The sequence below is a fragment of the Brevibacterium jeotgali genome, from assembly GCF_900169175.1.
In the GTDB taxonomy this organism is placed as follows: Bacteria; Actinomycetota; Actinomycetes; order Actinomycetales; family Brevibacteriaceae; genus Brevibacterium; species Brevibacterium jeotgali.
This window is the reverse complement of record NZ_FXZM01000001.1, coordinates 146,507-161,955: the sequence shown is the minus strand read 5'-3', so window position 1 is coordinate 161,955 and position 15,449 is coordinate 146,507. Positions and strand designations below refer to the sequence as shown.

The window sequence follows — 15,449 nt, the reverse complement described above, 5'->3', positions numbered from 1 at the left end:
GCCCCCACGGCCGGAGAGTCTCACGTGAACCTCTGGCGCGACGTGCGCGGCGGTGGCAGCGCTACGATGTCGACGACGAGGACGTCCCCGAACTGAAGGTGAACATGAGCTTCGACATCCGCCCCGCATGGCTGTTCGTCCCCGGTGACAGGCCGGATCGCTTCGCGAAGGCCGCGCAGCGATCCGACATCGTCATCGTCGATCTTGAGGACGCTGTCTCCGCCGGCGACAAGGACACCGCGCGGCAGGCACTGCGCGACGCTGCCCGCGACATTCCGGATCTGTCTCCGAGCCGCACTGTGATCAGGGTGAATGCAGCGGATACGGAACACTTCTCTGCTGATATCGAGCTGCTGCAGGAGCTCCCCTTCGAGATGATCATGCTGCCGAAGGCGGAGTCTGCGGAGGACGCCGCTCGGCTCGCCGTGACGCTGCCGGGCACCGGCGTCATCGCCCTCATCGAGACCCCTGCCGGTGCGGTGAATGCGGCAGAGATCGCAGCCGCGCCGAACGTCCACGGGCTCATGTGGGGGTCGGAGGACCTCATCGCGTCGCTGGGCGGCGGGTCGTCGCGCGGAGCCGATGGGTCCTACCGTGCCGTCGCCATGCACGTGCGGTCGCAGACCCTGCTGGCGGCGAAGGCGCACGGCAAGTGGGCGCTCGATTCGATCTGGACCGCGATCGACGATGTCGACGGGCTCGCGGACGAGGCGCTCGATGCAGTGGAGAGCGGATTCGACGCCAAGGTGTCCATCCACCCCAAGCACGTGTCCGTCGTGAGGAAGTCGTTCGCACCCACGGCGGATCAGACCGCCTGGGCCGCCGGTGTGCTGGAGGCGGCGAAGGGTCAGAAGGGCGCGTTCACCTACGAGGGATCGATGATCGACGCACCCCTGCTGTCGCACGCCCGTTCGATCCAGGCACGGGCCGCAGCGGTGCGGGACGCCTGAGCCGGGCCGGCGCGGTGCACCGGACGATCCGCTGATCGGCGCTCAGTCGGCCTGCGCGTGAGCGGAGCCTCTCTCCTCTGCGCGCACCTGCGCGCGCTCAGAGACCCAGCCCACAGCGGAGCGGAGGCTGGCAGTGGATTCGGCGACGACCTCGGCGGCGTTCAGCAGTGTGCGGTCCTCGCCGTAGTGCCGACTGCGCACACGGATGGCAGAGTCGACCTCCGCGAGGTCCACCCGCAGCCGGGTGAGCACGGTCCGCAGCTGTGCCGCGGCGCTCGTCCCGCCGGCACCGCCGTAGCTCACGATCGACCCCGGCAGATCGGCCCATTCGTCCTTGAGGAAGTCGATCGCGTTCTTGAGCGGGGCGGGATAGCCGCCGTTGTACTCGGCAGTGACGAAGACGCATCCGTCCACTTCGGAGATGGCCTCGGACCACGCTCGGGAATGGGGGAGGGTGCGCTCGCCGGAGGACGGGGGAGCGGGCTCGTCGAGGAACGGCAGTGCGATCTCGCGCAGGTCGAGGATCACAGGGGTGACGCCGGAGAACTCGTCACGCGTCAGGTCTGCGACCACGTCGGCGACCGCGTCAGCGATCTGGCGACCGATGCGCACCGGCCGGGTCGAGCCCACGATGATCCCGATGCGGGGGCGGTCGGAGTCCGCATCGTGCGGACGGTCGGTCACGCCTGCGTGCGGCGGTGCGGTCGTGGTCTGCGAGAGTGCGCTCATGCGGTCACGGTACGAAGAAGCGCACCTCGCACGCGGACGTGAGGACTCGAAGCGACACAGCGCGACGCTGCATGGCGCGAAGCGCCTGGCCGGGACGATACACGTGGCCGGGACGATACACGTGGGCAGGACGACACGGATGGACAGGACGATACGGATGGACAGGACGGGTGGATGATGGATCCGACGGAGACGATGAGCACGACGGACACGTCTGACGCGGCGATCCGCGACGCGGTTCGCAGGCTGCTCGAGGCGGCGGACGCGGCGGACGGCCTCCTGCCGATCGTCGAAGCGGGCGACCCCGTTCTGCGCACCCCGTGCGCCCGTGTCGACGGACAGCTGGACGATGCGGAGCTGAGCGCCTTCGCCGATGCGCTGCAGCGCACGATGCGCGCGGCACCCGGCGTCGGCCTCGCCGCTCCGCAGGTGGGAGTTCCGCTGCGGATGTTCGTCGCCGAGGACCCGGTGCCCACCCAGCCGGACGAGTCGGTCGCAGCGCGACTGGCTGCTCGGCGTCGTGTGCCGTTCGGGCCGCGGACGATGCTCAACGTCGAGTACACGGCGACGACGGACCGGACGGCCTCGTTCTACGAGGGATGTCTGTCGGTGCCGGGGTATCAGGCGGTCGTCGACCGGCCGCTCACGATCGGGCTGACCGGCCAGGACCTCGGCGGTACAGCGATCGCCGAGGAGCTGACCGGCTGGCCGGCGCGGATCGTCGCCCACGAATCCGATCACCTCGACGGCGTGCTCTACCTGGATACGGCGCAGATGCGGTCGTTGGCCACGAATGACGCAGTGGCCCGCTGGTGGGGCCGGGCCGATACCCGCGAGGCCGCCGCCGCACTCGGGTTCGACGTGCCGGCGACGAGCGTGTTCTGAGCCTGACCCCGCTGACGAGCCGCCCGGCACCATCCAACCCAATCCGGCCCAATCCGGCCCAATCCAGCCGAGCCCAGCCGAGCCCAGCCCGACCCAGCCCAGGGCCGTGTCTGGTGACCGTGCCGGTGCTATCCGCCGTCGCTGTTCGTGCCCGTGGGGGCAGTCAGCTCGAGATGCTGTCCCGTCCAGCCCTGGCGGAGCCACCGATCATGGGACGTGATCACGACTGTGCCGGGATAGTCCAGCAGAGCATCTTCGAGTGCGGTGACCAGGTTCAGGGAGAAGTGGTTCGTCGGCTCGTCCAGCAGCAGGACCTCGGGCGGATCTGCCAGCAGCACGGCCAGCGCGAGGCGGCGCTGCTGTCCTACGCTCAGCTCCGAGACTGGACGGTTGTGATCGCGACCGGCGAGCAGACCGAACGTGCTGAGGGGGACGTGATCGGCACGGTCAGTGCCGATCACGTCCGCATAGACCTCACGCACAGTGCGTCCGGCGCCGCGGCCAGAGGGGTCGGGCAGCGCGGTCTCCTGTGCGAGGACCTTCACACGGTCGTTCGCTGAGTGCGTGACCTGTCCTGTAGTGGGCGGCAGGCTCGCTGCGAGGACGTTCAGGAGCGTCGACTTCCCTGCCCCGTTCGGTCCGGTGATGAGCCACTTCTCCCCGCGACTGATGCTGAGCGAGAGGGGAGCCAGCCGGTCCTGGACTGCGACGTCCGTGACGGTGAGCACCGGCTCCACAGGGCCGTTCACCCGCAGATCGCCAGCGGCGGTGAGGCCGCCGAACTCCAGATGCGCCGGGGGTCTGCGGATCTGTTCGGCCTCGCGAGCCTCGAGGCGTGCTCGGGCGTCGTTGACGCGGCGGGAGACGACCTTCGCGTTCCGGTCGGCATAGAACTTCTGTGCCCCGCGGACCTCTGTGCGCGGCTTCCAGTCCGCATGCCCCACCGTCTGCTGATCCCTGACGGAGGCGCGGAGCCGGGAGAGCGCTGCCTGCTCGTGGTTGAACTGCCGTTCCCACCGCTGCTCGGCCTGAGCGCGCACGGTGAGGTAGTCGCTGTAGGCGCCGGTGAAGCGGGTGACTCCGATGCCGGTGCCGGTGCCGTCCTGAACGAGTGGGCCGGCGACCGCGTGCGGGATCGGGGACGGGTCGAGGTCGAGCAGGGACGTCGCGGTCTCATCGAGGAACGCCCGGTCGTGACTGGCCATGAGCAGAGGCCCGCGCCACGAGGTGAGCACGCTGACGAGGTAGGCGGTCGCGGCGTCGTCCAGGTGATTCGTCGGTTCATCGAGCAGCAGCACATCCGGGGCGCTGAGGAGCAGCCAGACAAGGGCCAGTCGTGCCTGCTGCCCACCCGAGAGCGCACCCGTCGGACGCGTTCGGTCGATGTCCCCCAGTCCCAGTCCTGACATCATCGTGGAGATCCGGGCATCGACGTCCCACGCTCCCACGCGCTCGGCCGTTTCCAATGCTCGGGAGAAGGCATCCGACGTCGACTGGTCCTCGGGATCCTGTGCCAGGGCCGTACCCAGGTCGCGCACCGCATGGGCGGCACTCCGCGCAGGGGCGACCGCAGTCTCCAACGACTCGGAGATCGAGGACGCGGCGGGGAAGGGCGCTTCCTGATGGAGCAGTCCGATCACGGGTTGACCGGTGCCGGGAGCATGGGCGGTGACGGTGCCGGCGGTGGGTGTCAGAAGTCCCGCGATCACGCGCAGCAGGGTGGACTTCCCGGAGCCGTTCTCGCCGATCAGACCCACCCTGTCGCCCGCGGGTACGACGAAGGACACGTCGGTGAGCACGCGGCGGTCGGCGAAGGAGAGGGAGACTCCGTCGATCCGCAGATGCGAATCCGGTGCCGAGGATGACGGAGAGATTGAAGCGGAGGGTGAGTGAGACATGAGTGTTCCCGTGAATGACGCGGAACCCGCCGGGCAGTCGGCCGCGGACGCAGGTCGGGTGACACTCACAGCTTCATGCCGCCACTGTATCAAGCCGCTCGAGGAGTGGACGCGAGCCACTCGGGCGTCGATCGGCCAGTAGTAGGCCGTCGTGACCGCATGATCGAAGGCCTGGACCGAGGAACCGACGAAGAAGCCGATGAGAAGGCTCCCGTTCGGGCGGAGCACCCGGCCCGCGTCGATGATCATGCCGCCCGTGCGGTCTGTTCATGTCTCGACCAGGTGACGGTCGGCGTGATGCACGGCGTCCATCGACCCGAGATGCGCGGTGTACTCGCCCGCGCTGGAATAAAACGTGCCTCCGGCCTGTCTGCACTGGCATGCAGACTCTTACCCTGGGCGCCGGATGCTTCTGGTGCCTCGACGCCGTCTACCAGCGCACGCACGGAGTCTCCTCGGTCGTGAGCGGATACACCGGAGGTCATGTCGACCACCCCACCTACGAGCAGGTGTGCGCCGAAACCACCGGCCACGCGGAAGCGCTCCAGGTGACGTTCGATCCGGAGATCGTCCCGGAGCACATCATCCTCGGGCTGTTCTTCACCGGCCATGACCCCACGAGCCTCAACCGCCAGGGCAACGATGCGGGCACGCAGTACCGGTCCGCGATGTTCTACCGCGATGAGGACGAGAAGAGCCGGTTCGCGCAGATCATCGAGCAGGTGCAGACGCAGATCGAGCGGCCCGTGGTGACGACCCTCGAACCGCTGGGGACGTTCTGGGAGGCGGAGACCATCCACCAGGACTTCTACTCGAAGTATCCCACCAACGGATACTGCCGCTTCATCGTGGAGCCGAAGCTCGCCACCGCCCGTGCCCACTTCCACGAGTGGGTCGCGTGACCGAACTCCTGGGGGAGGAGGGCGCGGTTCGACCCGCCCGCCGCACCCTCGTCAATGCACCGGGCGCATCCGCCTACCGGACCCCGGTGCTCGCCGCGATGGCACGACGTCGGTCCGTCGCGAAGGTCGGTTCGAAGGCGCCGGACGACCGTGAGCTCCTGACGCTCCTGCGCTCCGTCGTGACGGTCGCGGACCACGACGCGCTGCGCCCCTGGCGCCTGCTCACTGTGCGCGGGGATGATCGCGTGCGGCTGGGAGCGGCGCTCGACTCCGCCGCCGGCACCCAGCGCGCCGTCGGGGAGTCCAACCTCAAACCGCTGCGCGCGGAACTCCTCATCGCGCTCATCGCCTCGCAGATCGACCACCCGAAGGTGCCGCGCTGGGAACAGGTCGCCACCGCGGCCGGAGCGGGACACCTCCTGTCGCTCGCGCTGTCCGAGGCGGGATGGGGCGTCATGTGGCGGTCGGGCGTGCACACGAACGCGCAGCCGGTCCGCGATCTCCACGGTCTCGCGGACGATGAGCTGCTCATGGGCTGGCTGTACGTGGGTGACGTCGACCCGTCGTTCGCGCGCAGGTCGGCCACGTCCTCGCGGCCGGTCCCGGATCCCGCGTCGTTCCTCGGCACGATGCCGCAGGGGGACGGCACGATGCCTTCCATGGCCGACAGCCAGATGCCCCGATGACCGACCGTTCGCGAGCGTCGGAGCCGACCGGTCCGGAGTCGAGGGGTACGGAGCCGACCGGTCCGGTGTCATCCGGCTCCACGCCGACCACCGCTGAGGATCGCACACCGTCGCCGCCGCTGCCGACCGACATCTGGGTGCTCGTCTCCGCCGCGTTCATCGTGGCGATCGGCTTCGGCATCATCGCGCCGATCCTGCCGCAGTTCGCGGCGAGCTTCGACCTGGGAGTCACTGCCGCCAGCATCGTCGTGAGCTCCTTCGCGTTCTTCCGGCTGGTCTTCGCCCCGATGGGCGGCAGGCTCGTGGACAAGCTGGGGGAGCGGCGCGTGTACGTCGTCGGCCTCCTCATCGTCGCGGCATCCACGTATGCGGTGGCTGCGGCGACCACGTACTGGCAGCTGCTGCTGTTCCGCGGCCTGGGCGGCATCGGTTCGACGATGTTCACCGTGTCCGCGATGGCGCTGATCATCCGCATGGCGCCGCCGAAGGCCCGCGGGAAGGCCACCGGGGCGTATGCCTCCAGCTTCCTCTTCGGCAACATCCTCGGCCCCGTCGTCGGCGGCATGCTCGCGGGACTGGGAATGCGCATCCCCTTCGTGATCTACGCGACGGGCCTGCTGCTGGCCGCCGCGGTCGTGTGGTTCCGTCTCGAGCGGAAGCCGCAGCTGGACCGCCCCGTCGCCGAGCCGGCCGACGACGAGCCGGCCGACGACGGGCCGGCCGACGACGGGCCCGCACCCGAGGTGGGCGAGACGTCCGCGGTCACCGGCACCTCGGGAAGGGAGGCCGCCTCGACGCCTGCGGACCGTGAGACGGAAGCGGAGCCGGCGGGCGGGCAGACCGAAGCGGCTCCGGTGAGCCGGGAGATCGCCGGCATGCCACGGATGCGGTTCCGGGACGCGTGGCAGGACTCCGCGTACCGCGCGTCGCTGGGCTCCGGAATCGCCGTGGGCTGGGCGGCGATGGGCGCGCGGATCGCTCTGTACCCGCTCTTCGTCGTCGCGGTGCTGGGAGCGGACGAGCGCGTGGCAGGGATCGCGCTGACGGTGTTCGCCGCCGGGATGGCCGTGTCCGTCGCGGTGGCCGGCCGCCTGACAGATTCGTGGGGGCGGAGGCCGTTCATCCTCGTCGGTCTCGCTCTGCTGGGCACGGCGACGATCGCGGTGGGATTCTCCAGCACCGTGTGGGTGTTCTTCGCGCTGACCCTGATCGCCGGGCTGGGCGGTGGACTCGTGAACCCGTCGGTGCAGGCGACGGTGGGCGACGTGATCGGCAACGATCGGCGGGGCGGCACTGTCCTGTCACGGTTCCAGATGTCGATCGACGTGGGCGCGATCGCGGGGCCGGTGGTCTCCGGCATGCTCGTCGACGCGTTCGGCTACGACTGGGCGTTCCTGGTGACGGGCCTGGTCGTGCTCGTCGCACTGGCGATCTGGCTGCGCGGCCGAGAGACCCTTCCGAGCCGGCAGGAGGCGTCGCCGACGCGACGGTAGCGATCGCCGCGTCGTGCGGCGTCCCGGATGCGATGAGTGGTGGCGGGATCGCAACATCAGGAGTCGGCGCGGTGCGTGCGGCGTGCGGCACGATGGAGTCATGGACGAATCGACTCCCGGGCATCGCGCTGCGACCGGTCGCCACCAGCCGCCGCACGAGTGGCACGGGCGGCCCGATGAGCGGCAGCCGCGTGGGCCTCTGCGTGTTCCGCCCCCACGTGCACCGCAGCCCACTGAGGAACAGCGCCGCGACGAGGCCGCGCGGCGACTGCGCGCAGTGCGACGGGCCGAGGAGGACTCGCAGGTCCCCTCGTTCGGCCGCGACCTGCTCAGATCCGTGGGGCTCGCCGTCTTCGCGCAGGTCTTCTTCGCTGTCACCATCCTGCTGGTCCGCTGGCGGGTACTGCGCCACAACAACATGGAGACCGTGGACGATGCGCACAGCTGGGCGCAGATCAGCGTCATGGTCGCTGCGCTGCTGTGGGTCTTTCTCCAGCTGAAGCGGTCACGGCCGGACCACGGCTTCCGCAGATCGGGACTGGTGCCCTTCCTGCAGGTGGCGGTGGTTCTCGTGACGCTCGTCCAGCTCATCGCGATCCTGGTGTGGCCGGTGCTGATCGGTCCGGACCTGAGGTCCGGCACAGTGCTCGCAGACGTCGGGTCGGATCCACTGGCATTCCTCATCGCTGCAGGCTTCGTCCTGCTCCTGAACGCGCTGTTCACCGCCATCGCGCTCCCGATGATGACGTGCGGCTGGAAGGCCGCGCTCGTGTGCGTCCTGCCGTACCTCGGCATGATCCTGGTGGGTGGGTACCTGTCGACCGTCGTCCTCGACGGAACCCCCTCAGAGTCGCCTGCAGCCCTGTGGATGGGCGCGGGCGTGGGCGGGCTGGTGCTGCTGGCGGTCTCCTCTCTGGTCGTCCACTGGGTCCGGCGCAGCGACGCGACGGTGCGTGGAGCGCGGTGAGCCGCAGAGGATAGGTGGAGAACCTCCGGAACCTCCCCCCCCAGGAGGGCGGATAACCCTACTCCGCCGCCGCCATGCGCCACCGTAGAATCACCGTGACGCATCTTCTTCTGGCAAGGACCTCCGTGCTTTCTCTTACTCGCTTGAGCCTGCGCAATCGCGCCCTCATCGCACTCGTCACCCTCTGCGCGGCAGTCTTCGGCATCATCGGCACGTCGGCGCTGAAGCAGGAGCTGTTCCCACCCGTCGAACTGCCCCAGGCGTTCGTCTCCGCCCAGTACGAAGGCGCGTCGCCAGAAGCTGTCGAGCGCGAGGTCACAGTGCCCCTCGAAGAGGCGCTCACCGGCGTCGAGGCGGTCGAGAGCATCCAATCGACCTCGTCCTCCGGTGCGTCCCAGGTGATCGTCGAAACCGACTACGGCACGGATTCCGATGACGTGGTCCGATCCCTCCAGCGTGCGGTCTCCCAGGTGCAGTCGCAGATGCCGGACGGAGTCGAGCCCTCCGTCATGGCCGGTGGCCTCGCCGACTTCCCGATCGTCATGCTGTCCGTGAGCGGACCGGAGGATGTCGGCGCACTCGCATCCGACCTCGAGGATGTCGCGATCCCGGAGCTCAACGGCATCGAAGGCGTCCGCAGCGCCACCGTCACAGGCGACCGCCCTCTGCAGGTGAACATCACGGTCCGTGAGGATGACCTCGCGGACGAGGGCGTGAGCGTCGACTCGCTCGCCGGTCTGCTGCAGGCGAACGGCGTCCCCTCCTCACCCGGCCAGCTGGAGTCGGACGAGGGGTCCGCTCCCGTCGAGGTCGGCAGCCGCCTCACATCCGTCGACCAGATCAGCGAACTCGTCGTCGGCGGTGCGGACGGACCCGTCCCCGTCAGCGACGTGGCCGATGTCGAGCTCGTCGAGGCGCCGGCCACCTCGATCTCACGGACCAACGGCGACGACTCGCTCATGCTCCAGATCATGAAGACCCCGGACGGCAACACCGTCGAGGTCTCGCACGGGGTGGAGGAGGCCCTCGCCGAGATCCAGGAGACCTTGGGCGACGACGTCGAGTTCGTCACCCTCTTCGACCAGGCCCCGTTCATCGAGCAGTCCATCGAGGACCTCCTCGTCGAAGGTCTTCTGGGTCTGGGCTTCGCCGTCCTCGTTATCCTCGTCTTCCTGCTGAGCGTGCGGGCGACGATCATCACGGCGATCTCGATCCCCGCCTCCCTCCTCATCACCCTCATCGGACTGTGGGTGTCCGGATACACCCTCAACATGCTGACGCTGGCCGCACTCACGATCAGCATCGGCCGCGTCGTCGACGACTCGATCGTCGTCGTCGAGGCGATCCGCCGCCGGCACGCACTGGGCGGCGACAAGGCGGAGAACATCCGGGCTGCAGTCGGTGAGGTCGCCACAGCGATCACCGCCTCCACTCTCGTGACCGTGGCCGTGTTCCTGCCAGTCGCATTCGTGGGTGGACAGACCGGTGAGCTGTTCCGGCCGTTCGCCCTGACGGCATCCCTCGCGCTGCTCGCGTCCCTGTTCGTCGCCCTGACGATCGTGCCCGTCCTCGCGTACTGGTTCCTCTCCCGCCGAGGGAAGGAGGCGACGCTGACACGCGATCAGAAGCGCGCGTGGAAGTCGGACCGCCGCCAGTTCGTCGCGCAGTGGCGACAGGAGCGGAGGACCGCCGCCAAGCGACCCGTCGACGCCTCCAACCCCTCCGGGCGCCGCTCCACATCGGAACTCCCGGTGGTCGGGACCTACGGTGCCGACGCTCATGACGAGCCGGTGGAGGTCGACGAGATGGCGGCGATGCGTCAGCCCGTCACCCGTCTCCAGAAGACCTACGTCCCGGTCGTCGACTGGACGGTCCGTCACCCTGTCGCAGTCCTTCTCGTCGCAGTGCTCGTGTTCGCCGGCACCGTTGCGATGACACCGCTGCTGAAGACCGAACTCATGGGCGACACCGGTGATCCGGTCGTCCAGATCTCCCAGGAGTTCGAAGCGGGCTCAGCTCTCGACGAGGCGTCCGAGCAGGCCCGCGAGGTCGAAGCGATCCTCGCCGACACCGCAGAGGTCGCCTCCTCGCTCGTGAGCGTGAGCGGTGGCGGCGACGGGTTCTCGATGGGCTCGACCGGAGGCATCTCCGGGCAGTACATCGTGAATCTGGACGAGGATGCGGACGTGGAGGCCGTCGGCTCCGATCTCCAGACCCGGTTCGACGAGCTCGACGGGGTCGGCACGATCGAGGTGCTCGCCGCAGACTCCATGGGTGGCAGCTCGACCATCGATGTCCGCCTCACGGGCAATGACACCGATCAGCTGGAGGACGCGGCGTCCGAGCTCAGCGCCGACCTGGCCGACGTCCACGGCATCCGGTCCACCACCGACGACACGGCGGCGCTCCAGCCGATCGTCGAGGTCGCGATCGACCACGAGGAGGCCGCTGAGTACGGCCTCACGGAGCAGAGCATCGGCCAGATGGTGTCGCGTGCGATGGGCGGCCAGCAGCTCGGTCGGCTCGTCATCGACGATGTGGGACGCAGCGTCCTGCTCTTCGAGGGCGACGTCGAGACCGTCGACGAACTCCGCGGCTTCGAGTTCGAGGCCACTCCGGTCTCCAGCGGCGCCGCTGATTCGGGCGCCGGTCAGGCTCCCGGTGAGGGACAGGGCCCCGGAACCGGGGAGATGCCGGGTGTGCCGGACGGCGGAGCCCCCGCACCGCCTGAGCCTGAGACGCTCGAGCTCAGCGATGTCGCCGAGGTGACCGAGGAGACCACCGCGCCGACCATCAGCCGTGTCGACGGACTGCGTGCCGTCACCGTGGCCGCGACTCCTGAGGGCGACGACCTGGGCATGGTGAGCACGAACGTCCGGACTGCGGTCGACGAGCACACCTTCCCCGACGGCGTCCGTGCGGACATCGGGGGTGCATCGGCGGAGCAGGACGAGGCATTCGCCCAGATGGGACTCGCGATGCTCGTTGCGATCCTGCTGGTGTTCGTCATCATGGTGGCGACCTTCCGGTCGCTCATCCAGCCGTTCATCCTGCTGGTGTCGATCCCCTTCGCCGCAACTGGTTCGATCGGTCTGCTGCTGCTCACCGACACGGCCCTGGGCCTCACTGCGCTGATCGGCATGCTGATGCTGATCGGGGTCGTCGTGACCAACGCGATCGTGCTCATCGACCTCATCAATCAGTTCCGCGATCGCGGGGCGGATCTGCGCACCGCGATCGTGCAGGGGGCACGCCTTCGCTATCGTCCGATCATCATGACGGCGGCTGCGACGATCTTCGCTCTCATCCCGATGGCACTGGGCCTGACGGGCGGCGGGATCTTCGTGTCGAAGTCGCTTGCGATCGTCGTGATCGGTGGCCTGGTCTCGTCCACGATCCTGACGCTCATCCTGGTCCCGGTCCTCTATTCGCTGGTCGAGGGCTTCAAGGAACGCCGCATGGAGAAGCAGAAGATCCGCGATCTCACCCGCGACCGGGCGGCCGCGGCGACGGCACCCGCAGCCCACGAGGAGCCACCGGCGTCCGAGGCTGCCGATGAGGCAGCCGTCCAGAAGGGCGAAGAACGCTGATAGAGCAGAGCCCCGCCAGCGCCTCGGCGAGCACCCCGTCCCTCACGAAGAGGCAGGTGGTCGCCGAGGCCCTCGTGGTCGCGGGCCTGAGTCTGGCGCAGTCGGGCGTCTACGCGGTCGTGCGACTGCTGGACCTGCTGTCTCGTGCACCGCTGTCCGAGGCGCAGGCGGATCTCAACGTCTCCACGACCGATCGGCCGTGGTTCGACCTCACCTATCAGCTGCTCGGGATCGGCTTCGGCCTCGTCCCCGTCGCACTGGTGCTCCTGCTGCTGGGGCGTGACCGACTGCTGCGAGGCGGTGAGACCGTCCCACCGGTGCTTCGGCGGCTGGGTGTGGCCGGTGGTGGGCGATCAGCCTGGCGAGACCTCGGGCGCGGCAGCCTGCTGTTCCTCGTGATCGGGGTGGGGACGCTCGGCGTCTACGCTGCGGGCCGCGGGCTGGGCCTCACCGCCCAGATCAACACGGACAACCTCGCCGCCCAGTGGTGGACGGTGCCGGTGCTCGTGCTCGCGGCCGTGAAGAACGGGCTCCTCGAGGAAGTGCTGCTCATGGGGTACTTCCGGATCCGTCTGCACGCGCTGGGCTGGTCGCCCTGGACTGTCATCGTCGCCCTCGCCGTCCTGCGGGGCAGCTATCACCTGTATCAGGGGGTGGGCCCGTTCATCGGCAACCTCGCGATGGGCCTGATCTTCGGATGGTGCGCACTCCGCTGGGAGGGGACGCAAAGTCCACCTCGCAGCACTCCTCGTGCGAGTGGTTCTGCCCCGGCGGCCGTCTCTGGGCCCGGCTCCGCGATCATGCCGTTCGTCTGGGCGCACATCATCATCGATGTGGTCGGGTTCCTCGCTCCCGGAATCCTCCACATGGTCGACCCACTGGCGTGACGGGTAGGGACCACCAGCCTGGTTGACCAGGGGGTCGACGGGCCGGGTCACGCGGGACTCACCGCACCGCGTGACGTCGCTTCCAGCTGACGAAGAAGAGCGCTGCCATGCCGCAGAGCAGGAGTGCGAACGACACCCAGGAGAGCAGCCACTCCGCGCTGACGTTCGTGCCCTGCATGCGCAGGGCCGCCGCCTGCACGACGGCGCGCACGAGCGTGAGTCCCACGGCGCCGCACAGTGCGATCATGTGAACGGAGACTGCCCGCCCGGCAACGATGTTCCATGCCGTCAGCAGGCAGACCGCGTGCGCGAACATCACGGCAGCGGACGAGATGAGCAGGAATGCGGAGAAGACGGCACCCGGACCGATGCCCACAGCTGAGGCCATCGACCCCTGCACGGTGTTCACCGCGAGGGAGAAGACGGGGAGGAACAGGACGATTCCCATCGCTGTCAGTCGTCGCTCCATCGGAGCGGTGCGGAACAGCAGGACACCGGCGACCATCAGACCGGTCGTGATGGTGTGCTCGACAGCCCTGACGAGACCGAACACGACATCGGCTGAGCCAGGGTTCGTGGAGGATGCGGCGAAGACGGCCTGGACGATGTAGCCGAAGGCGACCGTGTACACGATCGTGAGACCGACCCCACTGAAGTAGAGCGCACGCGCGACCGGGGGTGCGTCTGCCTGGGCTCGCGCAGGCACGTGAGCGGGAGGCGGCGGAGCTGCCTGCGGCGCGCGATCTGATCCCCTCAGTGCGCGGCTGTCCGGATCGTGATGCGGAACGGGAGGAGGGTGCGCGGTCAGGAGTATCTCCGATCGAGGGTGAGGAGTGCTCCGTGCTGTCCTCCCGCCAGTGGACGCAGCTCCGGCAGGTCAGTGCCGGTGGACAGCGCCGGGAGTGGCACGGTCAGATCGTGACGAGACCCCGCGGGGTCGCGAAGGTCACGGACTGGATGCCGGGTGCCCCGTGGGGTGCGACCCAGTCGATGCTGATCTCGGAGATCGGCTTCCTGTCGTCCGTGCCCAGCCAGTCGCGGACCCGGTCGCGGTCGCCTGCGATCGACAGCTCCGCGATGGAGACGTCGTTGCGCGGCCCGAGTGCGGCGGGGTGCTGCGCGGCGGGGGAGTCCCAGCGGATGAAGTAGGGCAGCTGCGGATCAGCGATGAGGCCCTTGATGCCGATCTGCTTCCAGACGACCTCGTCGTGTCCCGGAGGCGTCCGGTTGCCGTCGACGGCAGCGCGCTCCAGTCGAGCCTCCACGGGTGCGAGGTCATCGACTCGGATGACCCAGCCCATCCATCCGCCGCCCATCTCCGAGCGTGCGCGGACGGCCTGGCCGAACGGGGTGGAGAGGGTGGCCGGGTGCTCGAGAGGTTCGACGACCTCCAGGTAGTGGCCGCTCTCCAGCGGGAAGACGAGGTTGCGTGTGCCGAACCGGGGGTGGACCCCACCGTCGTACGCCTCGATGCCCAGTGCATCGGCGAGGCGCCCGGCGGCGGCCTCGAGACCGTCGGGTTCAGCGGCGAAGGAGACGTGGTCGAGATGCATATGTGCAGAGTGTCACATTCGCCGCATCGGGGGCAGTGAGGTCACCCTAAGTCTCGTGGCTGTCGCCGCTGGGGCGGACACCACGCTCAGCGGACTCCCTCCACGCACAACGGACCCCTCGCGGAATCGTCGCTGCCCGCTGCGGTGAGGGGTGCGATCGTCCCGTGGGGGTCCGATGCGGAGCCGGCGGCGACGATCCGGGTCGGCAGGGATCGCCGCCCCGATGAGTCGGCCGGGCCGCCTCTGTCAGCTGTCGAGGTCGCCGCGCTGGGCGCCTGCGGCCTCGTGCGCCTCGTTCGGGTGGCCCTCGGCCTTGAAGCGCTCGATGGATTCGGTGACGATGCGCTCCGCCTCATCCTTGCCGGCCCATTCGTGGCCCTTCACGTACTTGCCCTTCTCGAGGTCCTTGTAGCGGGCGAAGAAGTGGGCGATCTCCTCGAGGCGGTACGTGGGGATGTCCTCGATGTCCTGGATGTGGTCGAAGCGGTGGTCCCCGCCCAGGACGGCCAGGACCTTGTCGTCGCCGCCGGCCTCGTCCTCCATGCGGAAGACGCCGATCGGGCGGGCGTCGACGAGGCACCCGGGGACTACGGACTCGTGGAGCAGCACGAGCACATCGAGCGGATCGCCGTCCTCGCCCAGCGTGTCGTCGAAGTACCCGTAGTCGGTGGGGTACGACATCGCGGTGAAGAGGTAACGGTCCAGCTTCAGCCGACCGGTCTCATGATCGACCTCGTACTTGTTGCGGGAGCCCGCCGGGATTTCGATGGTGGCGAGAAGTTCCATGTGGTCTCCTTACAGATGACTGACTGTCAGTTGCCTGACTGTGCACCACAGACGCCTGCCTGTGGAACGGCGCGTGGCCGTACGGACGGGAGCGCTCCCCGCGCTCCGGGAAGACTCACCTAG

General features: G+C 68.8%; 13 protein-coding genes. 8 read left to right on the top strand and 5 right to left on the bottom strand.

The genetic code is table 11. The features are described 5' to 3' along the window. Window positions 1–104: 104 nt before the first annotated feature. A complete protein-coding gene (locus tag BJEO58_RS00820; RefSeq protein WP_101586881.1) occupies window positions 105–950 on the top strand; it encodes an HpcH/HpaI aldolase/citrate lyase family protein in 846 nt (281 codons plus the stop codon). A gap of 42 nt (window positions 951–992) precedes the next feature. Here the strand turns inward: BJEO58_RS00820 and BJEO58_RS00815 are convergent, their stop codons facing one another. Then, window positions 993–1,679 carry an NADPH-dependent FMN reductase gene (locus BJEO58_RS00815; protein WP_101586879.1) on the bottom strand — a complete coding sequence of 229 codons (687 nt, stop codon included), beginning with the start codon at window positions 1,677–1,679 and terminating at the stop codon, window positions 993–995. Between the two features lie 174 nt (window positions 1,680–1,853). Between BJEO58_RS00815 and BJEO58_RS00810 the strand changes: the two genes are divergently transcribed. Then, entirely contained in the window at window positions 1,854–2,564 is a 711-nt protein-coding gene (locus BJEO58_RS00810; RefSeq protein WP_101586877.1) for a peptide deformylase, read from the top strand. A 128-nt stretch (window positions 2,565–2,692) separates the two neighbouring features. On the opposite strand, the gene BJEO58_RS00805 is transcribed toward BJEO58_RS00810, so the two are convergent. Beyond that, the gene (locus tag BJEO58_RS00805) at window positions 2,693–4,462 is read right to left on the bottom strand and encodes an ABC-F family ATP-binding cassette domain-containing protein (protein WP_101587213.1); all 1,770 of its coding nucleotides are present in this window, start codon (window positions 4,460–4,462) and stop codon (window positions 2,693–2,695) included. Between the two features lie 380 nt (window positions 4,463–4,842). Between BJEO58_RS00805 and msrA the strand changes: the two genes are divergently transcribed. From msrA to BJEO58_RS00775, 6 genes are all read left to right on the top strand, one after another. Beyond that, entirely contained in the window at window positions 4,843–5,364 is a 522-nt protein-coding gene (gene msrA, locus BJEO58_RS00800; protein ID WP_101586875.1) for a peptide-methionine (S)-S-oxide reductase MsrA, read from the top strand. Beyond that, window positions 5,361–6,050 (top strand): nitroreductase family protein, encoded by a 690-nt coding sequence (locus BJEO58_RS00795; protein WP_246075935.1) that lies wholly within the window; start codon window positions 5,361–5,363, stop codon window positions 6,048–6,050. Before msrA ends, BJEO58_RS00795 begins: the two co-directional genes overlap by 4 nt. Further along, window positions 6,047–7,543 carry an MFS transporter gene (locus tag BJEO58_RS00790; protein WP_101586873.1) on the top strand — a complete coding sequence of 499 codons (1,497 nt, stop codon included), beginning with the start codon at window positions 6,047–6,049 and terminating at the stop codon, window positions 7,541–7,543. Before BJEO58_RS00795 ends, BJEO58_RS00790 begins: the two co-directional genes overlap by 4 nt. Window positions 7,544–7,643: 100 nt before the next feature. Then, entirely contained in the window at window positions 7,644–8,510 is an 867-nt protein-coding gene (locus BJEO58_RS00785) for a hypothetical protein (RefSeq protein WP_144573800.1), read from the top strand. Window positions 8,511–8,653: 143 nt separating this feature from the next. Then, entirely contained in the window at window positions 8,654–12,100 is a 3,447-nt protein-coding gene (locus BJEO58_RS00780) for an efflux RND transporter permease subunit (protein WP_246075936.1), read from the top strand. A 56-nt stretch (window positions 12,101–12,156) separates the two neighbouring features. After that, window positions 12,157–12,987, top strand: coding sequence for a CPBP family intramembrane glutamic endopeptidase (locus BJEO58_RS00775; RefSeq protein ID WP_246075937.1), 831 nt, complete (start codon window positions 12,157–12,159; stop codon window positions 12,985–12,987). A 58-nt stretch (window positions 12,988–13,045) separates the two neighbouring features. Here BJEO58_RS00775 and BJEO58_RS00770 read toward each other — a convergent pair whose 3' ends face one another. From BJEO58_RS00770 to BJEO58_RS00760, 3 genes are all read right to left on the bottom strand, one after another. Then, window positions 13,046–13,693: a hypothetical protein gene (locus tag BJEO58_RS00770; RefSeq protein WP_101586865.1), complete on the bottom strand. Its 648-nt coding sequence runs from the start codon at window positions 13,691–13,693 to the stop codon at window positions 13,046–13,048. Between the two features lie 205 nt (window positions 13,694–13,898). Continuing rightward, window positions 13,899–14,540 (bottom strand): VOC family protein, encoded by a 642-nt coding sequence (locus tag BJEO58_RS00765; protein ID WP_101586863.1) that lies wholly within the window; start codon window positions 14,538–14,540, stop codon window positions 13,899–13,901. 246 nt (window positions 14,541–14,786) lie between these two features. Further along, window positions 14,787–15,326: an inorganic diphosphatase gene (locus tag BJEO58_RS00760; protein ID WP_101586860.1), complete on the bottom strand. Its 540-nt coding sequence runs from the start codon at window positions 15,324–15,326 to the stop codon at window positions 14,787–14,789. Between the last annotated feature and the right edge of the window lie 123 nt (window positions 15,327–15,449).